General features: G+C 67.5%; 18 protein-coding genes. 13 read left to right on the top strand and 5 right to left on the bottom strand.

What is annotated here, in order from left to right:
- The first annotated feature begins 2 nt into the window (after positions 1 to 2).
- The 5 genes from AC1Q7Q_RS07550 to AC1Q7Q_RS07530 all read left to right on the top strand — a co-directional run bounded on the left by AC1Q7Q_RS07550 (position 3) and on the right by AC1Q7Q_RS07530 (position 4081).
- Positions 3 to 767 (top strand): lytic transglycosylase domain-containing protein, encoded by a 765-nt coding sequence (locus tag AC1Q7Q_RS07550; RefSeq protein ID WP_492374682.1) that lies wholly within the window; start codon positions 3 to 5, stop codon positions 765 to 767.
- On the top strand, positions 764 to 1735 hold the full coding sequence (locus AC1Q7Q_RS07545) for a 2OG-Fe(II) oxygenase (RefSeq protein WP_492387143.1): 972 nt from the start codon (positions 764 to 766) through the stop codon (positions 1733 to 1735). The genes AC1Q7Q_RS07550 and AC1Q7Q_RS07545 overlap by 4 nt, the downstream gene beginning before the upstream one ends.
- Positions 1735 to 2574 carry a helix-turn-helix domain-containing protein gene (locus AC1Q7Q_RS07540; protein ID WP_492374680.1) on the top strand — a complete coding sequence of 280 codons (840 nt, stop codon included), beginning with the start codon at positions 1735 to 1737 and terminating at the stop codon, positions 2572 to 2574. The genes AC1Q7Q_RS07545 and AC1Q7Q_RS07540 overlap by 1 nt, the downstream gene beginning before the upstream one ends.
- An 83-nt stretch (positions 2575 to 2657) precedes the next feature.
- On the top strand, positions 2658 to 3335 hold the full coding sequence (locus AC1Q7Q_RS07535; RefSeq protein ID WP_492374679.1) for a LysE family translocator: 678 nt from the start codon (positions 2658 to 2660) through the stop codon (positions 3333 to 3335).
- A gap of 125 nt (positions 3336 to 3460) precedes the next feature.
- Entirely contained in the window at positions 3461 to 4081 is a 621-nt protein-coding gene (locus AC1Q7Q_RS07530) for a LysE family translocator (RefSeq protein ID WP_492374678.1), read from the top strand.
- A 48-nt stretch (positions 4082 to 4129) separates the two neighbouring features.
- On the opposite strand, the gene AC1Q7Q_RS07525 is transcribed toward AC1Q7Q_RS07530, so the two are convergent.
- Complete coding sequence (locus tag AC1Q7Q_RS07525) at positions 4130 to 4672, bottom strand: hypoxanthine-guanine phosphoribosyltransferase (protein ID WP_017224402.1); 543 nt, start codon at positions 4670 to 4672, stop codon at positions 4130 to 4132.
- A gap of 78 nt (positions 4673 to 4750) precedes the next feature.
- The gene (gene ffh, locus AC1Q7Q_RS07520; RefSeq protein WP_492374677.1) at positions 4751 to 6145 is read right to left on the bottom strand and encodes a signal recognition particle protein; all 1395 of its coding nucleotides are present in this window, start codon (positions 6143 to 6145) and stop codon (positions 4751 to 4753) included.
- A 103-nt stretch (positions 6146 to 6248) separates the two neighbouring features.
- Here ffh and AC1Q7Q_RS07515 point away from each other — a divergent pair, with 103 nt between their 5' ends.
- The 7 genes from AC1Q7Q_RS07515 (at position 6249) to AC1Q7Q_RS07485 (ending at position 16686) form a co-directional block, all read left to right on the top strand.
- Complete coding sequence (locus AC1Q7Q_RS07515) at positions 6249 to 7181, top strand: cytochrome C assembly family protein (protein ID WP_416049726.1); 933 nt, start codon at positions 6249 to 6251, stop codon at positions 7179 to 7181.
- A 7-nt stretch (positions 7182 to 7188) separates the two neighbouring features.
- Positions 7189 to 7470 carry a PP0621 family protein gene (locus tag AC1Q7Q_RS07510; protein WP_492374676.1) on the top strand — a complete coding sequence of 94 codons (282 nt, stop codon included), beginning with the start codon at positions 7189 to 7191 and terminating at the stop codon, positions 7468 to 7470.
- Positions 7467 to 9560 carry a sensor histidine kinase gene (locus AC1Q7Q_RS07505; protein ID WP_492374675.1) on the top strand — a complete coding sequence of 698 codons (2094 nt, stop codon included), beginning with the start codon at positions 7467 to 7469 and terminating at the stop codon, positions 9558 to 9560. Before AC1Q7Q_RS07510 ends, AC1Q7Q_RS07505 begins: the two co-directional genes overlap by 4 nt.
- 84 nt (positions 9561 to 9644) lie before the next feature.
- Positions 9645 to 11327 (top strand): sigma-54-dependent transcriptional regulator, encoded by a 1683-nt coding sequence (locus AC1Q7Q_RS07500; RefSeq protein ID WP_492374674.1) that lies wholly within the window; start codon positions 9645 to 9647, stop codon positions 11325 to 11327.
- Positions 11320 to 11940, top strand: a complete 621-nt coding sequence (gene ampD, locus AC1Q7Q_RS07495) for a 1,6-anhydro-N-acetylmuramyl-L-alanine amidase AmpD (protein WP_492374673.1) — start codon at positions 11320 to 11322, stop codon at positions 11938 to 11940. Before AC1Q7Q_RS07500 ends, ampD begins: the two co-directional genes overlap by 8 nt.
- A 502-nt stretch (positions 11941 to 12442) precedes the next feature.
- Positions 12443 to 15385, top strand: coding sequence for a ribonucleoside-diphosphate reductase subunit alpha (locus AC1Q7Q_RS07490; RefSeq protein WP_492374672.1), 2943 nt, complete (start codon positions 12443 to 12445; stop codon positions 15383 to 15385).
- Between the two features lie 98 nt (positions 15386 to 15483).
- Entirely contained in the window at positions 15484 to 16686 is a 1203-nt protein-coding gene (locus AC1Q7Q_RS07485) for a ribonucleotide-diphosphate reductase subunit beta (protein WP_150986839.1), read from the top strand.
- Positions 16687 to 16801: 115 nt separating this feature from the next.
- Here the strand turns inward: AC1Q7Q_RS07485 and AC1Q7Q_RS07480 are convergent, their stop codons facing one another.
- Positions 16802 to 17128, bottom strand: a complete 327-nt coding sequence (locus AC1Q7Q_RS07480; RefSeq protein WP_492374671.1) for a thioredoxin family protein — start codon at positions 17126 to 17128, stop codon at positions 16802 to 16804.
- A 72-nt stretch (positions 17129 to 17200) separates the two neighbouring features.
- A complete protein-coding gene (locus AC1Q7Q_RS07475; RefSeq protein ID WP_492374670.1) occupies positions 17201 to 18124 on the bottom strand; it encodes a DMT family transporter in 924 nt (307 codons plus the stop codon).
- Positions 18125 to 18248: 124 nt separating this feature from the next.
- On the opposite strand from AC1Q7Q_RS07475, the gene AC1Q7Q_RS07470 reads away from it, so the two are divergent.
- On the top strand, positions 18249 to 19169 hold the full coding sequence (locus AC1Q7Q_RS07470; RefSeq protein WP_492374669.1) for a LysR family transcriptional regulator: 921 nt from the start codon (positions 18249 to 18251) through the stop codon (positions 19167 to 19169).
- An 8-nt stretch (positions 19170 to 19177) separates the two neighbouring features.
- Here AC1Q7Q_RS07470 and AC1Q7Q_RS07465 read toward each other — a convergent pair whose 3' ends face one another.
- The gene (locus AC1Q7Q_RS07465; protein WP_492374668.1) at positions 19178 to 20023 is read right to left on the bottom strand and encodes a DUF6597 domain-containing transcriptional factor; all 846 of its coding nucleotides are present in this window, start codon (positions 20021 to 20023) and stop codon (positions 19178 to 19180) included.
- Between the last annotated feature and the right edge of the window lie 79 nt (positions 20024 to 20102).

The raw sequence follows: 20102 nt of genomic DNA, 5'->3' as shown, positions 1-20102 counted from the left end.
CCATGCGCCTCCTGGACCCGCTGCGTCTGCCGGGCCTGATCCCGGGCCGCCTGGGCGTGGCACGGGTCAGTGCCGGCTTGCTGCTGGTGCTCAGCGCCGCCGCCCACGCCGGGGCCCAGAAGGAAGAGGACCTGGCCGACTCGGTGCGCGGCGCGCTGGCCGCGGCCATTGCCGACAGCCGCCCGCTGCGCCCGGCCTTTGCCACCGGCGGTGAGCAACTGGCCTACCTAAAGTGGCTGGAAGAAATGTCGCACCGGCTCGCGGGGCGCATCCCCGAGCCGCAGGTGCGCATCGAACTGATCGAGACCGCTTACTACGAGGCCAAGCGCGCCGGGCTGGAACCGGCGCTGGTGCTAGGGCTGGTGCAGGTCGAGAGCAATTTCCGCAAATACGCGATCAGCTCGGCCGGTGCCCGCGGGCTGATGCAGGTGATGCCCTTCTGGGTGCGCAGCATCGGCGACAGCGACAGCCGCAAGCTGTTCCACCTGCAGAGCAACCTGCGCTACGGCTGCACCATCCTGCGCTACTACCTGGACCGCGAGCAGGGCGACCTGTTCCTGGCGCTGGGCCGGTACAACGGCAGCCGCGGCCGCCCCGACTATCCCAATGCGGTGCTGGCAGCGTGGAAGCGCTGGCAGTATTCCGAAGCCACGGTCACCGTCGCCGGCGACCCCGAAACCGGCACGGGCACCCGCAGCCGCGTGGTGCCGCCCGAAGCGCCGGCGCGCAACCCGTTTTCGCCGCAGCGGCTGGCCAATCCCTCATGAGCAACACTCGCGCCACCGGTGCCACTGGCGACACCGCCGGCAAGGCGGGCTACACCAGTTCCTCGGCGGACCTGCAGCGCTGGCTGCGGCGCCATATCGGGCAGGGCTTTGGCGCCGAAGCGCTGGTGCAGTCGATGTGCCAGTCCGGCTACGAGCAGGCCTTCGCGCAAGCCACGGTGGCCGCGGCGCTGTCCGCCGCGGCACGGGCAGAGGTGCGGGGGACGCCGCCGGACAACGCCGCGGAGATGGCCGCGGAGCTGGGCATCGGCAAGCCGGCCGAGCGCGCAGGGGGCCAGGGTGGTGGCCGTGACCAAACTGGCGCGCAAGGCAGCCGCAACGCGGCGCATTTCGCCGGCCGCGAGATTCCCATCTTGTTCACGCTCGCGGCACCGCGCGTGACCCTGTACCAGCAACTCCTGACCGATGCCGAATGCGACGCCCTGGTGGCGCTGGCGCGCGGCCGCCTGACGCGCTCACCCGTGATCAACCCCGACACCGGCGACGAGAACCTGATCGAGGCGCGCACCAGCCTGGGCGCGATGTTCCAGGTCGGCGAGCATGCGCTGATCGAGCGCATCGAGGACTGCATCGCCGCCGTGACCGGGATTGCCGCGGACCGCGGCGAAGGCTTGCAGATCCTCAACTACAAGCCCGGCGGCGAGTACCAGCCGCACTACGATTTCTTTAACCCGCAGCGCCCCGGCGAGGCGCGCCAGCTCAAGGTCGGCGGGCAACGCGTCGCCACCCTGGTGATCTACCTGAACAGCCCGCCGGCGGGTGGCGCCACGGCCTTCCCCAAGCTTGGCCTGGAGGTGGCGCCGGTCAAGGGCAATGCGGTCTATTTCAGCTATCGCAAGTCCGACGGCGCGCTGGACGAGCGTACCCTGCATGCCGGCTTGCCCGTTGAAGCGGGCGAGAAATGGATCGCCACCAAGTGGCTGCGCGAACGCCCGTACCGGACCGACTGATGCGCGCCGGCAGCACCGCAGGGCAGGCGCGCTACTGGTTCGATCCCGCCATGCCGTACGTCGAGAGCCGCTGCGCCAGCGACAGCGGCGCGGCATACCTGCCGCATACCCATCCCACCTTGTCGATTGGCGCCGTCGATGGCGGCCATAGCCTGTTTGGCACCGGGACCGAGTCGGTACGGCTGGCGCCCGGCGACGTGGTCGTGATCCCGGCCGGGCAGGTGCATTCCTGTAATCCGGAGCCCGACGCGCGCTGGAGCTACCAGATGCTGCACCTGGACCCGGCATGGGTGGGCACGGTGCTGGAGGCGCGCGGCGTGGCGGTGTTGCCCGCGGCGCTGGCGCGGGTGCGTGTCACCAGCGCGCCAGATACCTATGCCGGCCTGTGCCGGCTTAACGATGTGCTGTTCTCCGCAGCCCCGCAGGCCACCAAGGAAGCGGCGCTAGGCGGCTTCGTGGCCGCACTGCTCGGCGGTGCCGACCAGCGCCAGGCGGTGCGCGCGCCGCGCCAGCCAGTCACGCCAGAGGCCCGGCTAGCCGGCCTGGTCGCGCTCCTGCATGCGCATCACGCGGAGCCGCTGCCGCTGGCGGAACTGGCGCGCGGCGCCGGCATGAGCCGCTATCAGTTGATCCGCGCCTTCCGGGCCGACCTCGGCATGACCCCGCATGCCTACCAGCTGGATCTGCGCATCAACCACGCGCGCCAGCTGCTGCGCGCGGGTGGGGCGCCGGCGGAGATCGCCCAGGCGCTGGGCTTTTCCGACCAAAGCCACTTCCAGCGCGCCTTCAAGCAGCGCGTGGCGCTGACGCCGCGCAGCTATCAGCGCCGCAGCGGCTGAGCCGCCGCGCGCAATTTTCTCCAATACTTGCCGCCCCTCGCGGCCCAGACTTCGTGCTCATTCGAAGACACGAAAGGACTGGCGTGGATTTCCCTGTTGATTCCGGCCTCGGCCAATTTGCCATGGTGGCGGGCGCGCATTTTCTTGCACTGCTCAGCCCGGGCCCCGACTTTTTCCTGGTAGTGCGCAGCGCGCTGGTGCATGGCGTGGGCCGCGCCAGCGCCGTCTGCCTGGGCATCGCGCTGGGAAACGGCGTGTTTATCGGGCTGGCCATCACCGGGCTGGCCGCTACCCGCGCCAGCCAAGGCGTGTTCATGCTGCTGCAGTGGGCGGGTTGCCTGTACCTGGCCTGGCTGGGCTGGCGGCTGCTGCGTGCCAGCGGCGAGACGACGCTGCCCGGCGCAGATGGCGAAAATGGCAAAGATAGCCAGCAAGCGCAGGGCACTGGCCCCGCGGCGTACGCGGCGCAACTCGTGACGGGCTTCCTGTCCGCCGTGCTCAATCCCAAGAATGCGTTGTTCTACGCCAGCCTGTTCTCGGTGCTGGCCGGCACCCGCACGCCGCTGGCAGCACAGCTGGGCTACGGCGCCTGGATGTTCGCCATGGTCTTCGCCTGGGACATGCTGGTGGCCTGGGGCGTGCGCCATCCGCTGGTGCGCACGCGTTTTGCCCGCTCGGTTCGGGGCGTGGAGCGGGCGACCGGCGTGGTGCTGTGGGGGATTGCGCTGGTGGTGGCGGCGAACGCGCTCAACGCGACATGACGCGGCATGATGCGGTGGCTACGCGCCAAGCCGTATCGCCAGTTTTCTGGTTAACTGTACCGGTACTGTACAGTTTTGCATGGCTAGACTAGCTCCATTCCTTTTCGTATTCGATGGAGCCAGTCATGGCAGTGCCCCAGCTTGTTGCCGGATCCGGCGTGTTCGCCGCGTTCTGCGCGTTTGCCCTCGTGTCGTCGATTACCCCGGGCCCCAACAACACCATGGTGCTGGCTTCGGGCGTGAATTTCGGCTTTGCCCGCACAGTGCCCCATGTGCTGGGTATCAGTATCGGCTTCGGCCTGATGGTGGCGGTGGTCGGCCTCGGGCTCGGATCGCTGTTCGCCGCGTTTCCGTGGACCTGGCAGGTGCTGCGCGTGGTGGCGGTGGTCTATCTCACCTGGCTGGCGTGGAAGCTGGCGACCGCGGGCGGCGTCCAGGACCAGGAGGTGGGCAAGCCCATGGGCTTCCTTGCGGCGGCCGCGTTCCAGTGGGTCAATCCCAAGGCTTGGGTGATGGCGGTGGGCGCGTGCAGTACCTACGTGCTGCACGGCAATGTCTGGCTCAATGTGTTGCTGCTGTCCGGCCTGTTCGCCGTGATCAACCTGCCCAGCGTGGCAATGTGGGCCGTGTTCGGCTCGGCCATGCGGCGCTGGCTGGCGCAGCCCCGGGCGCTGCGCCTGTTCAACGTGGCGATGGCGCTGTTGCTGCTGGTCTCGCTGTGGCCGATCGTCAGCGCCAGGCCGTAACGCGCAGACTGAGCGCGAGGCCTGGGCGCAAGGACTCAGCGCAAGGCCTCAGCGCAAGGCCCGGATGGCGGGCAGGTTGCGCCAGTAGCCGTGGGCGTCCATGCCGCAGCCGAAGACATAGCGCTCAGGCACGGTGAAGCCACAGAAGTCCGGGTGCATGGGCTTTGCCTTTTGCAGCACTTTTTCGCACAGCACGGCGGCGTAGACATTGGTCGCGCCCATGTCCATGATGCGCTGGCGGATGGCCGCCATGGTCTCGCCTTCGTCCAGGATGTCGTCCAGCACCAGCACCGTGCGGCCCTTGACCGATTCGCGCGGCGCCACGCGCCATTGCATCTCGCCGCCCACCGTCTTGTTGTTGTAGCGCGAGAGGTGGATGTAGTCGAACTCCAGCGGGAACGCCAGCTTGGGCAGCAGCATGCCGGTGAAGACGACTGCGCCGCCCATCACCGACAGCACCAGCGGGAAGGTATCGCCCATCTTTTCCGTGATCTCGCCAGCCATGCGGTCCAGCGAAGCCTGGACGGCCTCGGCGCTGACGATTTCCTCGGAGTTGGCCCACAGTTCGCGGGCCTGTTCGGCGGTCATCATGATGTGGATCCTGTCTCAGTCTTTGTCTTTTGCGGGTGACGCGGCGCCCGGGGAGCGGGCGCCGCCGTGCCAGACGGCTTAGCGGTTGAAGAGTCCCTTCATGCCGCCCTTCATCGCGCCCATCGAGCGCATCATCTTCATCATGCCGCCGCCCTTGAGCTTCTTCATCATGCTCTGCATCTGGTCGAACTGGTTGAGCAGGCGGTTGACTTCCTGCACCGGCACGCCGGCGCCGGTGGCGATGCGGCGCTTGCGGCTGGCCTTGATCAGGTCGGGCTTGGCGCGCTCGGCGGCCGTCATGCTGTTGATGATGCCCTCCATGCGGCGCACCTGCTTCTCGGCCACGTCCATATTGGCGCCCTGCGCCTGCTGGGCGAACTGCGCCGGCAGCTTGTCGACCAGGCTGCCCAGGCCGCCCATCTTCTTCATCTGGCCGATCTGCGCCTTGAAGTCTTCCAGGTCGAAGTCGCCCGTCTTCTTGATCTTCTTGGCCAGCTTCTCGGCCGCTTCCATGTCCACGCCGCGCTGGGCTTCCTCGACCAGCGCGAGGATGTCGCCCATGCCCAGGATCCGCTGGGCCATGCGATCGGGGTAGAAGGGCTCAAGGCCGTCCAGCTTTTCGCCAACGCCGACGAACTTGATCGGGCGGCCGGTGATGTGGCGCACCGACAGCGCGGCACCGCCGCGCGCATCGCCGTCCAGCTTGGTCAGCACCACGCCGGTCAGGGGCAGGGCGTCATTGAAGGCGCGCGCGGTGTTGACCGCGTCCTGGCCCAGCATGGCGTCGACTACGAACAGGGTTTCGACCGGCTTGATCTCGGCGTGCAGCGCTTTGATTTCCTGCATCATGGCTTCGTCGATACCCAGGCGGCCTGCCGTATCGACGATCAGCACGTCGTGATAGTGCTTGCGGGCCCAGTCCACTGCCGCGCGCGCGATGTCCACCGGCTTCTGGTTGGGCTCGGAGGGGAAGAAATCGGCGCCGACCTGCTCGGATACGGTCCTGAGCTGGGCGATCGCGGCGGGGCGGTAGACGTCGCACGAGACCGTCAGCACCTTCTTCTTCTTGTTTTCTTTCAGCCACTTGGCCAGCTTGCCGACGGTGGTGGTCTTGCCGGCGCCCTGCAGGCCGGCCATCAGGATGATCGCGGGCGGCTGCACCGCCAGGTTCAGCTCGCCGCTCTTGTTGTCGGCGGACAGGCTTTCCTCGCCGCCGATGACGGCGGTCAGCTCGCGCTGCACCACGCCCACCAGCGCCTGGCCCGGCGTCAGGCTGGACACCACGTCCTCGCCCAGTGCCTTTTCCTTCACGCGGGCGATGAATTCCCGCACCACCGGCAAGGCGACATCGGCCTCCAGCATGGCCAGGCGCACTTCGCGCAGCATTTCGGCGGTATTGGCTTCGGTCAGGCGAGCCTCGCCGCGCATGGTCTTGACGACCCGCGCCAGGCGTTGAGTGAGATTGTCCAGCATGGCAGAAGTCCGGGGGATAGAGCTTGATCGAGGCTTGAGGCTGGCTCTTGGCCCGGCTCAAGCGGGGCGCCACCGGGACGGGGCGCTAAGGTAAACTGTGCAAATGGCCATTGTACTGTATGCCTTGACGGCACTTCTCTATTGCGGCCTGGCCTATCACGGCTGGGCGACGCGCAACCCGCAGCTATCGGCTGCCGGCAACGGCGGTGCCATTGGGGGCGCGGCGGCGACCGCGCTGCTGCACGGCGGCGGCGGGGCCGGCGGGCGCGGCGAGGGCCGCCCGGCCTGGTGGCACGCGCTGATGCTGGCAGCGGTGGCCAGCCACGGCCTGCTGCTGCACGAGACCATCTTCCCGGCCGACCGCATGGTGTTCGGCTTTGCCTTTGCGCTGTCGGCCATGCTTTGGCTGGGCGTGGGCATCTACTGGATCGAGAGCTTCTTCTTCTCGCTGGCCGGCCTTGGGCTGATCGTGGTCCCGGTGGCGATGCTCGCGAGCCTGATGCCGCTGGCGTTTCCCGGCGCGCAGATCCTGGGCTACGCGGCGCGGCCGTTGTTCAAGCTGCACTTCATCATTGCCAACGTGGCCTATGGCCTGTTCACGCTAGCAGCCTTCCATGCCTTTCTGATGCTGCTGGCCGAGCGCCGCCTGCATGGCTTCAACCGTTCGCCCCAGGTGGGCAAGGCGAGCGAGCCGGCCCAGTGGGTGGGCCGCTGGCTCGACCTGCTGCCGCCGCTGCTGACACTGGAGAAGCTGCTGTTCCGCCTGATCGGCGCCGGCTTCGTGCTGCTGACGCTGACGATCCTGTCGGGCCTGCTGTTCTCCGAGCAACTGTTCGGCCGGGCCTTCCGGCTCGACCACAAGACCGTGTTCGCGCTGCTGTCGTGGGCGATGTTCGCGGGCATCCTGGCCGGGCGCACCTTCTACGGCTGGCGCGGGCGCACCGCGCTGCGCTGGGTGATTGCGTCCTTCGGCATCCTGCTGCTGGCTTATGTCGGCAGCCGCTTCGTCATCGAAGTCATACTGCACCGAATCTGAGGCCGGCATGGCACGCATCTTCCTTGTCCTGGCTGTCGTGCTGGGTTGTTTCTGGTGGCTTCGCCAGCGCGCCCAGGCGCGCTTTCGGGAGGACCGCGCCACCCGGCACGGTCCCGCGCAAGGCTCGCCGGTGCGCAACCAGCCTGCCCCCCCGCAGGAAGCCATGGTGCAATGCGCGCGCTGCGGGGTGCATCTGCCGCAGGGCGAAGCTATCGTCTACCGTGGCTTGCACTACTGCCGGCGCGCCCACCTGCCGGCCGATAGCGATCCGGACAGCCCTGCCGCATGAACGGGCCGGCCTCGTTCTGGTCCCGCCTGAATGCCTGGCGCGCCCTCGCGGCGATGTGGCGCCAGCCCGAACCTCCTGAATTCCACTGGCGCTTGCTGCGCTATTTCTGCTGGACCCGGCTTGCCGTAGCCGCGCTGCTGCTGGGCTACGCCTGGCTGCCGGCCCAGCGCGCCGAGGCCGAGCGGGCCGCGCAGGCGCTGGGCAGCGGACTGGGCGGCGGGTTCGGCAGCGGCCTGGCCGCGCTGCCGCTGGCCGTGCCCTATGCCGTGGTGGCGCTGGGGATGGTGGTCGCCACGCTCTGGTGGCGCCGCGGCTTTCACCTGCGGGTGCGCTTCCAGGTGCTGGCCGACCTCGCCCTGCTGGGCCTGATCTTTCACGCGCAGGGCCATCGCGGCGAGGGGCTCGCCATGATCTTCCTGTTGCCCGCGCTGCAGGCCGGCGCGCTTACCAGCCTGCTGTTCGCGCTGTTCACCGCGGCAGCTTCGGCGCTGCTGGTGATGAGTACCCCCTTCGCGCAGACCTTGCTGTTGCGCCAGGCCGACACGGGTTTGCTGGGCTCGGGGCTGTACGGGCTGGTCTTCATGATCGCGGCCTCGCTGATGTACCTGCTGGCCAACCGCCAGCTTGCACAGGAGCGGCTGGCGCTGGCGCGCGAGCAGGAGCTGCGCCTGCAGCAACTGGTCAACCGCCTGATGGTCAACGACATGCAGGACGGCGTGATGCTGCTGCGCGCCAACGGCGCGGTGGTGGCGGCCAACCCGGCCGCGGTGGTGCTGCTGGGCGTGCAGCCTGCCGAACGGGGCAAGCCCACGGACACGCCCGCCAATGGGCGCGATGCGCTGTTCGACCTGCGCCAGATCCCCCGCCTGCAGCCGTTGATGGAAATGCTGCGCGACTGGGTGCGCAGCAAGGACGATGCGCCCCGCATCCTGCAATTGCTGCCGCTGCCGTCGCGGCCATCCTCGGGGCGCGGCCCCATCCTGCATACGCGGCTGCGGCTGCGTTTCTTGCTGCCGGGGCTGGCCAGCCTGCGCTCCACCTTCGCGTCCTCGATGTCGGTCTCGCTCAGTGCGCAGAACGCCATGAACACCGGCACCTGGAACGAGCTGTCGCCCGAGGCTGCGGCGCGGCTGCGCCTGGCCATCGCCCAGAGCGAGGCCATGGCGTGGCGCCCGGAGGACGAGGCGTTGCTGCGCAGCGAGATGCGCGACACGGTGCTGGTCCATATCGAAAGCTGGGAGCGCATCGCCGAGCAGGTACAACAGGAGAAGCTGGCAGCCATGGGGCGCCTGGTGGCCAGCGTGGCACACCAGATCCGCAATCCGCTGGCGGCCATCAGCCAGGCCAGCGAGCTGCTGGCCGAAACCAGTCGCCGGGCCGCGCGCCCGGGCGAGGCGGGCCGCGCGGAGGGCGACGTGGATGCGCGGCTGCTGCGCATCATTCACGATAATGTGCGCCGGCTCGACCAGGTGGTGTCGGACGTGCTGCAGATGTCGCGCCGCCCGCGCACCGAGCGCACCACGGTGGACCTGAACCAGGCGCTGCCGGAGATCGTCGGCCGCTGGCGGCTGGAGATGCGCGCCCGCTCCGCCGACCACGACCCGGTCGGCGCGCGGCGCGTGCCGCGTCCGGCCGAGATCAACGCCAATGCCATCCGGCTCACGGTGGACGTGGCGCGCCCGGTCATCTTCGATGCCTCCCAGTTGCAACAGGTGCTTGGCAACCTGCTCGACAATGCCTGGCGCTATTGCAGCCGCCTGCCCGGGGCGATCCGCCTGCTGGCCCATGCGCTGGACCAGCACCATGCCGAGCTGATCGTCTGGAACGATGGCGTCGAGGTGTCGCGCGAGCACCAGCGCACCTTGTTCGAGCCCTTCTTTACCAGCAACGCCCAGGGCACCGGCCTCGGATTGTTCATGGCACGCGAGCTTTGCGGCGCCAACGACGCCCAGGTGCGCTATGGCACGATTTCGATCGATGCGCTGCTGGCGCAGACCGGCATGCTGGCGCCCGCCGCACGCGATACACTGCCGGCCAAGGCTTTTGTCCTGACCTTGCGCATCGAAGCGCCGGACAGCGCGGGTGGCTGAGTCGCGCTGGTTTGACCGGCCACGCGGCCAGTCTCTCGTTTAGCCGCCCCGATTTCACTTCGCCAGATCGCCAGACGCAGACCCATGCCAATCAAGACGCCAGGCCCCGACCCGATTCTCGTCATCGACGACGAGGCCGACCTGCGAGAACTGCTCGATATCTCGATCCGCCGCATGGGCCACGATGTCGTGCTGGCCGGCTCGCTGGCCGAGGCGCGCCAGCAGCTCGCCGCGCGCCGCTATAGCCTGGTGCTGACCGACATGCGGCTGGGCGACGGGCTGGGCATCGATATCGTGCGCCAGCTATCGAGCGCGCCGGAGCGGGTGCCGGTGGCCGTGATCACCGCCTACGGCAGCGCGGATAACGCCGTGGAGGCGCTCAAGGCGGGCGCCTTCGACTACATCGCCAAGCCGGTCTCGCTGGACCAGCTGCGCAGCTTGATCCTGAATGCGCTGGGGCGCCAGCAGCGTGATGGCGCCGAGGGTGTGGAGGGCGGTGACGGCGGCAGCGGGGCGCACGAAACCGTGGACCGCGCCGTCAACCTGCTGCCCGGCCATTCTCCGGCCATGCATGAGGTGCGGCGCTCGCTCTCGCGGCTGGCGCGCAGCATGGCGCCGATCGTCATCAGCGGCGAGTCCGGCAGTGGCAAGGAGCGCGCGGCGCGTGCCATCCACGCAGTCAGCGCGCGCGCGGCGCATCCCTTTATCGCGGTCAATTGCGGCGCCATCCCCGAGACCCTGATGGAGTCGGAGTTCTTTGGCCATGTGAAAGGCGCCTTCACCGGGGCCGACGCCGAGCGCGGCGGCTTTTTCCAGGCTGCCAATGGCGGCACGCTGCTGCTCGACGAGGTGGCGGACCTGCCGCTGGCGATGCAGGTCAAGCTGCTACGCGTGCTGCAGGAACGGCGCGTGCGCAAGATCGGCGCGAGCCGCGAGGAGAGCGTGGACGTGCGGGTGCTGTGTGCCAGCCACAAGGATCTTTCCGCGATGGTCGCCTCCGGCCAGTTCCGCCAGGACCTGTTCTACCGCCTCAACGTGCTGGCGCTGCGCATGCCCACGCTGCGCGAGCGGCGCGAGGATATCCCGGTGCTGGCCAGCGCCATCCTGGAACACCTGGCGGTGCGCTATGGCGATCCCCATCCCAAGCGGCTGGCGGTGGCCGCGCTGCAGCGGCTGTCCGACTATGCGTTCCCGGGCAATGTGCGCGAGCTGGAGAACCTGCTCGAGCGCGCCTATGCCTTCGCCGAGGGCAATACCATCGAGGTGGACGACCTGGGCCAGTTGGACGCGGGCATGGGCCATACGGCCATGCCACGCCCGCCCGCGCCGCACGCCTACCTGGCTTCGGCGGCTGCGCCGGCTGGCGCGCCGGCGGCGTCCGGCTTGCGGCCCGACACCATGCAGGAGCTTGCGTACGATGCGCGGGCCGACTCCCGGGGCGGCGCGCAGCCCGATCTGTTTGCGCAACCTGCGGCGTCTCGCGCCGCGGAGGCGGCCGCAGACGCTTGCCGTGCCACCTTCCCGATCGACCTGCCCGGCCGGCTCGAAGCGCTCGAGCGCGACCTGATCCTACAGGCGCTGCAGCAGACCGGCTTCAACCGGACAGCCGCCGCGCCGCTGCTGGGCCTGAGCTTTCGCCAGCTGCGCTACCGCATCCAGCAGCTTGGCATCCGCGAGGGCCGCGACGACCCGGCCGACGGTGCCGCCGAAACCAGAGAAGCGCTGCGCGACGGGCTGTTGGCGGCGGATGGAGATCGCGATGCCTGACCACGACCCGGCCGCCAAGTTCGCGCCCAACTCGCCATTCGTCCCCGACCCGGCGGGCTGGGTGCCCGCCGCGCGCCACGTGCCGTCCCCCAATTTCGACGCCCGGCCCGCGCACACGCCGGTGGACCTGGTGGTGATCCACAACATCAGCCTGCCGCCCGGGCAGTTCGGCAGCGGCGATATCGAAGCCTTTTTCCTGAACCGTCTCGACCCGTCCCGCCATCCGTTTTTCGAGACGATCCATCAAGTGCGGGTGTCGGCGCATTTTTTGGTGACGCGAGGGGGCGAGTTGGTCCAGTTCGTGTCTTGCCTGGACCGCGCCTGGCACGCAGGCCAGTCCGAATTCTTCGGCCGGCCCCGTTGCAACGACTTCTCCATCGGCATCGAGGTCGAAGGCAGCGACGACCAGCCGTTCACGTTGGCCCAATACCACACCACCGCAGCGCTGGTGCGTGCCCTGCTAGGCGCTTATCCGGTGCGGGCCGTGGCGGGGCATAGCGATATCGCGCCAGGGCGCAAGACGGATCCGGGACCACATTTCGACTGGGCGGGTTTTGCCGCCGCAGCCGGCGTGGCGCCCGCACAACTGCCTTACCGCAAAGAACAGCCCTGAGGCAAGGGCTGCAAGCGAGGTCTAGGGGATAGCCGCAATCTGGGGAAAACCCTGATAAAGTCCGCGCCTATCGAAGAGGTCAGGTCAATCAAAAAAATTTCGCGTCACGGTGCGGTAACGAACCGTCGGGCGGATTCCCTTGCGTCTCTTGGGCTAGCGGGTATGGCGCAGCGCCGCATGCCATGCCGGCACTGGAATTCGCGCCAAAAAGGCGCTTGTCAAGACTGGTGAATCCGCCCCGTTTCACTATACTTAGTCCAGTTTTTCGCATCGACCACTAGATCTAGTGGTGCTTTCGGGGAGCCGGCCTAGGTGTGCAGTTACCGCCGCAGCAATGACTGCGGTCCACCGAAGGGCCGGCGCATCACAAGAGTTCCAGCAGAATCCAGCAATAGCAGCGCGCCCTCCCGGGTAAGACCGGCCGGCGTGTCAGAGCCTTTTTGCGCATTTTGCCCGGGACTCTTTGTCACTCATAAAACACGGGTCAGAACAGGAGTTCCTCATGCAGACAGCCCAGAACGAACTTTCCACCGGCGCCGCCGCCGCCGGTGCAGCAGCGAACGCGCAGTCGAGCCCCGCTACTGCCGCCGCTGGCAGCTACCAGGACTACAAGATCATCCGACGTAACGGCGCCGTCGTGGCGTTCGAGCCGAGCAAGATCTCGGTAGCGGTGACCAAGGCCTTTCTCGCCGTCAACGGCGGGCAGGGCGCCGCTTCGGCGCGCGTGCGCGAAGTGGTCGAGCAAGTGACCCAGAACGTGGTCCGCGCGCTGCTGCGCAGCCGCCCTAACGGCGGCACCTTCCATATCGAAGACGTGCAGGATCACGTCGAGCTTGCGCTGATGCGCTCGGGCGAGCATGAAGTGGCCCGCGCCTACGTGCTGTACCGCGAAAAGCGCACCCAGGAACGCGCCCAGGCAAACGCCCAGGCGGTGGCCCGCGTGCAGGAAGGCGGCGCCACGTTCAACGTGACCGATGCGGGCGTGGCCCGCGTGCTGGACCTGGGCGCGCTGCATGGCCTGATCGACAACGCCTGCTCGGGCCTTGGCGATGCCGTCAGCGCCGAGCCGATCCTCAAGGAAACGCTGAAGAACCTGTACGACGGCGTGCCGATGACCCAGGTCTACGACTCCGCCATCCTGGCCGCGCGTACCCTGATCGAGAAGGACCCGGCCTACAGCCAGGTCACCGCACGTATCCTGCTGCACACCATCCGCAAGGAAATCCTGGGCGCCGAAGTGACCCAGACCGAGATGGTGTCGCGCTACGCCGACTACTTCCCCAAGTTCATCGCGCGCGGCATCGAAGCCGAGCTGCTGGACGAGAAGCTGGCCACCTATGACCTGGCCCGCCTGGGCGCGGCGCTGGACGCCCAGCGCGACTTCCAGTTCAACTACCTGGGCCTGCAGACCCTGTACGACCGCTACTTCCTGCACATCGACGAGACCCGCATCGAAATGCCGCAGGCATTCTTCATGCGCGTGGCGATGGGCCTGGCGCTGGGCGAGAAGGACCGCGAAGCCCGTGCCATCGAGTTCTACCAGCTGCTGTCGTCGTTCGACTTCATGTCGTCCACGCCGACCCTGTTCAACTCGGGCACCCGCCGCTCGCAGCTGTCGTCGTGCTACCTGACCACCGTGTCGGACGACCTGGAAGGCATCTACGAGGCGCTGAAGGAAAACGCGCTGCTGTCGAAGTTCGCCGGCGGTCTCGGCAACGACTGGACCAATGTGCGCGCCCTCGGCTCGCACATCAAGGGCACCAACGGCAAGTCGCAAGGCGTGGTGCCGTTCCTGAAGGTGGTGAACGACACCGCCGTGGCGGTCAACCAGGGCGGCAAGCGCAAGGGCGCGGTCTGCGCCTACCTGGAAACCTGGCACCTGGACATCGAGGAATTCCTCGAGCTGCGCAAGAATACCGGCGACGATCGCCGCCGCACCCACGACATGAACACGGCGAACTGGATTCCCGACCTGTTCATGAAGCGCGTGATGGAAGCCGGCGAATGGACCCTGTTCTCGCCCGCCACCTGCCCGGACCTGCATGACCTGGTCGGCAAGGCATTCGAAGAAGCCTACCTGGGCTACGAAGCCAAGGCCGCCCGCGGCGAGCTCAAGCTGTTCAAGAAGATCCCCGCCATGCAGCTGTGGCGCAAGATGCTGGGCATGCTGTTCGAGACCGGCCATCCCTGGATCACCTTCAAGGATCCGTGCAACATCCGCAGCCCGCAGCAGCACGTGGGCGTGGTGCACAGCTCCAACCTGTGCACGGAAATCACGCTCAACACCAACGACAGCGAGATCGCCGTTTGCAACCTGGGTTCGGTGAACCTGGTCGCCCACCTGAAGCAACAGGCCGACGGCACCCAGGTGCTCGATCACGCCAAGCTCGAGAAGACCATCCGCACCGCGATGCGCATGCTCGACAACGTGATCGACATCAACTACTACGCGGTCGAGAAGGCACGCAACTCCAACCTGCGCCATCGCCCGGTCGGCATGGGCATCATGGGCTTCCAGGACTGCCTGCACATGCTGCGCCTGCCGTACGCCAGCGACGCCGCGGTGCAGTTCGCCGATACCTCGATGGAAGCGGTGTGCTACTACGCCTACCGCGCCTCGAGCGAGCTGGCGGAAGAACGCGGGCGCTACAGCACCTATGAAGGCTCGCTGTGGGATCGTGGCATCCTGCCGCAGGACTCGCTCAAGCTGCTGGCCGAAGAACGCGGCGGCTACCTGGAAGTGGATCACTCCTCGACCATGGACTGGGACAGCCTGCGCGCGCGCATCAAGCAGCACGGCATGCGCAACTCGAACTGCATCGCGATCGCGCCGACGGCAACGATCTCGAACATCATCGGCGTGTCGGCCTGCATCGAACCGACCTTCCAGAACCTGTACGTCAAGTCCAACCTGTCGGGCGAATTCACGGTGGTCAACGACTACCTGGTGCGCGACCTGAAGGCACGCGGCCTGTGGGATGAAGTGATGGTCGCCGACCTGAAGTACTTCGACGGCAAGCTGGCGCGCATCGACCGCATTCCGCAAGACCTGCGCGACATCTACGCGACGGCCTTCGAAGTCGAGCCGAGCTGGCTGGTGGAAGCCGCCAGCCGCCGCCAGAAGTGGATCGACCAGGCCCAGTCGCTCAACATCTACATGGCCGGCGCCTCGGGCAAGAAGCTGGACGACACCTACAAGCTGGCCTGGCTGCGCGGCCTGAAGACCACGTACTACCTGCGCACGATGGCAGCCACCCACGTGGAGAAGTCCACCGTGTCGCGCGGCTCGCTCAACGCCGTGTCGTCGGGTAGCGACGGCGGCATCAGCGCCGCCGGCATCGACCAGGCCGCCGCCTCCGCGCCGGCCATGCCGGAAGCCGAAGGCGCGGTCTGCACGATGCGCCCGGGCGACGCCGGTTTCGACGAGTGCGAAGCCTGCCAGTAAGTCGCCTGCCAGTAAGTCATTACCTGCCCTGATCCTCGCCGCGCCGCTTGCGCGGCGAGGACGGCGGCAAACCAAAGCATTCCACGGAGAACCACACCATGCTGAGCTGGGACGACGACGTTCAAGCCACCCCGCAGGCTGCCCCGCAGCCCGCGCCGAATCCCACCGCCACGCCTGCTGCCGCACGCTCTGTCGACCAGCACGGCGTGCTGCCGCCGGCCGCCACGCAGCCGGCAGGCACGGGTATCCTCGGCAACCTGCCGGCGTCCGACGCGCCGACGGACCGCCGCGTGAACGCCGCCGACAAGCGCGTCATCAATGGCTCGACCGACGTCAACCAGCTGGTGCCGTTCAAGTACAAGTGGGCCTGGGAAAAATACCTGGCCGGCTGCGCCAACCACTGGATGCCGCAGGAAATCAACATGTCGCGCGACATCGCGCTGTGGAAGGACCCGAACGGCCTGACCGAAGACGAGCGCCGCGTGATCAAGCGCAACCTCGGCTTCTTCGTGACCGCCGACTCGCTGGCCGCCAACAACATCGTGCTGGGCACCTACCGCCAGATCACCGCGCCGGAATGCCGCCAGTACCTGCTGCGCCAGGCTTTCGAAGAAGCGATCCACACGCACGCCTACCAGTACATCGTGGAGTCGCTCGGCCTCAATGAAGCCGAGATCTTCAATGCGTACCACGAAGTGCAGTCGATCCGCGACAAGGATGAGTTCCTGATCCCGTTCATCGACACGCTGACCGACCCGGCCTTCAAGACCGGCACGCCGGAGAACGACCAGAAGCTGCTCAAGTCGCTGATCGTGTTCGCCTGCATCATGGAAGGCCTGTTCTTCTACGTGGGCTTCACGCAGATCCTGGCCATGGGCCGCCAGAACAAGATGACCGGCGCCGCCGAGCAGTACCAGTACATCCTGCGCGACGAGTCCCTGCACTGCAATTTCGGCATCGACCTGATCAACCAGATCAAGCTCGAGAATCCGCACCTGTGGACCGCCGAGTTCAAGGAAGAGATCACCGCTCTGTTCAAGAAGGCCGTGGACCTCGAATACCGCTATGCCGAGGACACCATGCCGCGCGGCGTGCTGGGCCTGAACGCACCAATGTTCAAGGGCTACCTGCGCTTTATCTGCAACCGCCGCTGCCAGCAGATCGGCCTGGAGCAGCTGTTCCCGAACGAGGAAAACCCGTTCCCGTGGATGAGCGAGATGATCGACCTGAAGAAGGAACGCAACTTCTTCGAGACGCGCGTCATCGAGTATCAGACCGGTGGGGCGTTGTCCTGGGATTGAGTTTCCGCCGAGCGGTGAATGCCGCCACGCAGAAAGAAAAAAGCTCCCTCGGGAGCTTTTTTCTTTGCACTTGCATAAGCGATCAGCGATCAGCGATCAGCAGTGCGGGCCAGCATCAGCCCGCAATCCGTCTTAACGCTTCCTCGATCGCCCGTGTCTCGCTCGGCCGCACCAACCGCGCCACCTCCACGCCGTCGCGCATGAACACCAGCGTGGGCCATAGCTTGACCCGGAACGAGCGGCCGAGCGGCTTGCCGCTGCCGTCCTCGACCTTGATGTGGGCAACCTCCGGATGGCTGGCCATGGCGCCGGCCAGGTGGGGCTGCGCCCGCATGCAGTAGCCGCACCAGGGCGCGCCGAACTCGATCACGGCCGGGCCTTTGATGGCGTCGATTTCGGCCCGGGCCGGCTCGCGCAGGCCATACACATCGGTCATCGTCATGGGAATCCTCTCGCCTGTCCAAATGGGCATGCACGGATTGTATGACCGCGGCTGGCTGCAACGGATCCTGTTTCAGGCCTGCGAGCCCTGCGCTATCTCGGGGGCTGCAGGCTTGCCCCAGCGCACTGTGGCCAACAGCGATGCCGCCACGATCAGCCCGCCGCCGATCCACGCCGTGGTGGAGATGCTCTCTGCCAGCCACAGGCTGGCGAACAACGCGCCGAAGGCGGGCTCGCTGCCCATCAGCAGCGCCACCCGCGTGGGGCTGCTGCGCCGGATGGCGTAGTTCTGGGCGAAGAAGGCGAACAGCGTGCAGGCGGCCACCAGCCACAGCACGCAGCCCCAGAACGCAGCGTGGCCAGAGAACGACGGCAGGGGCTGCCACTGCGCGGGCACCAGCGCCAGTGCCACGGCCGCGCTGCCGACGGCGACCACGCCGGATTGCACCGCCGTCATCGTCAGCGCCGGCATGGACTGGCCCCGCACCAGCCGCTTGGTCGCGCAGACCATCAGCGCGCGCAGTACGGCGGCGGCCAGGATCAGCCCGTCGCCAAGGTTGAACCCCAGTTCGCCGTGGCCCGCCAGCAGCCACGCGCCTAGCAGGGAGAGCGCCACCGCCACCCATTCGATGCGGCTTGGACGGCGCTTGAGCAGCAGCCACTCCGCCAGCGGCGTCAGCACCACGCACAGGCTGATCAGGAAGGCGGCGTTGGAGGCGCGCGTTAGCAGCACGCCGAAGGTTTCGCACAGGAAGATGCCGAGCAGCAGCACACCGGTGCCCAGCACCCCGCGCAGGGTGGCGGCGTCGGTGCGGCGCAACCCGGCCAGCGTGGGAGAGAGCACCACGAAGGTGATGCCAAAGCGTAGCGTCAGCAGGCCGAGTACCGGGTAGAAGACCAGTGCGCTCTTGACGATGCCGTAGCTGCTGCCCCAGACCACGGCGACCGCGAGCAGCATCAGGTCGGACAGCAGTAACAGTTTTTTTGGCGCGGGCATGGTGGACCTTGTGCATTCGGTCCTGCATTGTGCCGCTTTGCATCCACGGCGATAATCGGGTCGGAATGCAAAGCCTTTATGCCGCATATGCATTAATCCGCCTCTGCCCGCCGCGAGCCGCCTCATGAACCAAGCTGATCTCTTTGCCTTGCTGCCCGACATGGCGGTGTTCGCGCGCGTGGTCGACGCGGGCAATTTTTCTGTTGCCGCGCGCCAGCTTGGCAGCACACCGTCCACTGTCAGCCGCCAGATCAAGCGTCTGGAGGAGGCATTGGCCACGCGCTTGCTGGAGCGCTCGACCCGCAAGGTGCGCATGACGGAATCGGGCGCCGAGGTGTACCGCTATTGCCGCGACGTGGTGAGCGCCGCGGCGGGGGCGATGGACGCCGCCGGCCATGTGGTGGGCCGGCCGCAGGGCAGGGTCAGCGTCAGCGCGCCGACCGCATTTGCCAAGACGGTGATCCATCCGCTGGTACCGGCTTTCCTGCAGGCTTATCCGGAAGTGGACCTGCAGTTGCTGTTTACCGACCACGAGGCCGATCCCCTTGCCGACGACCTCGACCTGGTGATCCGGCTGACCGAGCACCCGCCGCCCGGCCTGGCCGGGCGCCGCCTGGGCGCGGTGCGCTGGGTGCTGTGCGCCTCGCCCGCCTATCTGCGCGCGCGCGGCACGCCGGCGCAGCCGCGTGATCTCGCGCAGCACGATTGCCTGTACCTGGGGGAAACCGCCGACGACAACCGCTGGCGCTTGCGTCGCGACAGCGAGACGCAGACCGTGACGGTGAGCGGGCGCTATGTCGCCAACCACGCCGGCGCGCGGCTGGAGGCGGCGCAGCAGGATCTTGGCATCGCCAGCCTGCCCGAGTTCACCGCGGCCCTTGCCTTGCAGGCCGGCGAACTGGTGCGGGTGTTGCCAGACTGGGAATTGCAGGCACGCGCCTACGTGGGGACGGTGTGGCTGCTCTATCCGCCCAACCGCTTCCTGCCGCCCAAGGTGCGGGCGTTGATCGATTACCTGGCCGCGCACATCGGCAGCGCGGGCTGACTTGCCGCTCAGCGTGCGCCGGCCGGCCCCTGCTGCGAGCGCTGGTAGTCGCCCGGGGATACGCCCACCAGCCTGGTGAAATCTCGCGTCAGGTGGGCCTGGTCGAAGTAGCCGAGCTCGGCGGCGAGCTGCGCCAGCCCGACCGGCTCGCCGCGCGCGAGCCGCCATGCGGCCTCTTGCAGGCGGTAGCGGCGCAGCACCCACTTGGGCGATACGCCCACGTAGTCCTGGAACAGCCGTTGCAAAGCGCGCACGCCCATGCCGGCATGCTGCGCCAGCGACTCCACGCTGGCGGGGCCTTCGGCGCTGGCGGCATGCGCGACGATGGCCTGCAGTTGATCCACGACGGGGTCAGGCGGCGGCAGGGCGCCGCCCAACAGCGCTTCGGCGGCGCGCACCATGGCTTCGTCGCCGCCGGCATCCAGCACCAGCATTTCGGCCCGGTGTGCGTCGCATGACAGCAGCGCGCGCGCCGCACGCGTGGTGTCGGTCAGCGCGCAGACGGGCTCGTCCAGCAAGGGGCGCAGGCCACCTACGCGAAAGCGCACGCCGAGCACGTGGCCGGCGCCTTCCAGCGTGCGGTCGAACACGCCGCGCACCACGCCGAAGAGCGCTGTCTGGCCGCGGTCGAATACCAGGTTGGCGTTCGGATAGGGCAGCACGCGCTGCACCTGCGGTGGGTGTCCCGCCAGGTCCCATTCGACGATCCAGTAATGTTCGACAAAGGGTGCCAGCGCCGCCGACGGCAGATAACGGCCGAGGCGGATGCGCTGTTGCGTGCCGAGCGGGTCGACAATGCCTTTGGGCGCAGCGGTGACGGGCGCGTGCGTGTCGCGTTTTTCCAATCGGGGCATGGGGATAGCGGTGTAAAACTACGGGCTGCGGCAGGCACGCAAGATGCGCAAGATGAACGAAATTCTATCGGAGACCACC

This window comes from Cupriavidus sp. GW823-FHT07A04, from assembly GCF_058794615.1.
This window is presented reverse-complemented; position numbering and strand designations above follow the sequence as displayed.

Bases quoted from the DNA above. Each gene is read 5' to 3' on its own strand.
- AC1Q7Q_RS07550 (WP_492374682.1), top strand. From the start codon at position 3: ATGCGCCTCCTGGACCCGCTGCGTCTGCCGGGCCTGATCCCGGGCCGC.
- AC1Q7Q_RS07545 (WP_492387143.1), top strand. From the start codon at position 764: ATGAGCAACACTCGCGCCACCGGTGCCACTGGCGACACCGCCGGCAAG.
- AC1Q7Q_RS07540 (WP_492374680.1), top strand. From the start codon at position 1,735: ATGCGCGCCGGCAGCACCGCAGGGCAGGCGCGCTACTGGTTCGATCCC.
- AC1Q7Q_RS07530 (WP_492374678.1), top strand. From the start codon at position 3,461: ATGGCAGTGCCCCAGCTTGTTGCCGGATCCGGCGTGTTCGCCGCGTTC.
- AC1Q7Q_RS07525 (WP_017224402.1), bottom strand. From the start codon at position 4,672: ATGATGACCGCCGAACAGGCCCGCGAACTGTGGGCCAACTCCGAGGAA.
- ffh (WP_492374677.1), bottom strand. From the start codon at position 6,145: ATGCTGGACAATCTCACTCAACGCCTGGCGCGGGTCGTCAAGACCATG.
- AC1Q7Q_RS07515 (WP_416049726.1), top strand. From the start codon at position 6,249: ATGGCCATTGTACTGTATGCCTTGACGGCACTTCTCTATTGCGGCCTG.
- AC1Q7Q_RS07510 (WP_492374676.1), top strand. From the start codon at position 7,189: ATGGCACGCATCTTCCTTGTCCTGGCTGTCGTGCTGGGTTGTTTCTGG.
- AC1Q7Q_RS07505 (WP_492374675.1), top strand. From the start codon at position 7,467: ATGAACGGGCCGGCCTCGTTCTGGTCCCGCCTGAATGCCTGGCGCGCC.
- AC1Q7Q_RS07500 (WP_492374674.1), top strand. From the start codon at position 9,645: ATGCCAATCAAGACGCCAGGCCCCGACCCGATTCTCGTCATCGACGAC.
- ampD (WP_492374673.1), top strand. From the start codon at position 11,320: ATGCCTGACCACGACCCGGCCGCCAAGTTCGCGCCCAACTCGCCATTC.
- AC1Q7Q_RS07490 (WP_492374672.1), top strand. From the start codon at position 12,443: ATGCAGACAGCCCAGAACGAACTTTCCACCGGCGCCGCCGCCGCCGGT.
- AC1Q7Q_RS07485 (WP_150986839.1), top strand. From the start codon at position 15,484: ATGCTGAGCTGGGACGACGACGTTCAAGCCACCCCGCAGGCTGCCCCG.
- AC1Q7Q_RS07480 (WP_492374671.1), bottom strand. From the start codon at position 17,128: ATGACGATGACCGATGTGTATGGCCTGCGCGAGCCGGCCCGGGCCGAA.
- AC1Q7Q_RS07475 (WP_492374670.1), bottom strand. From the start codon at position 18,124: ATGCCCGCGCCAAAAAAACTGTTACTGCTGTCCGACCTGATGCTGCTC.
- AC1Q7Q_RS07470 (WP_492374669.1), top strand. From the start codon at position 18,249: ATGAACCAAGCTGATCTCTTTGCCTTGCTGCCCGACATGGCGGTGTTC.
- AC1Q7Q_RS07465 (WP_492374668.1), bottom strand. From the start codon at position 20,023: ATGCCCCGATTGGAAAAACGCGACACGCACGCGCCCGTCACCGCTGCG.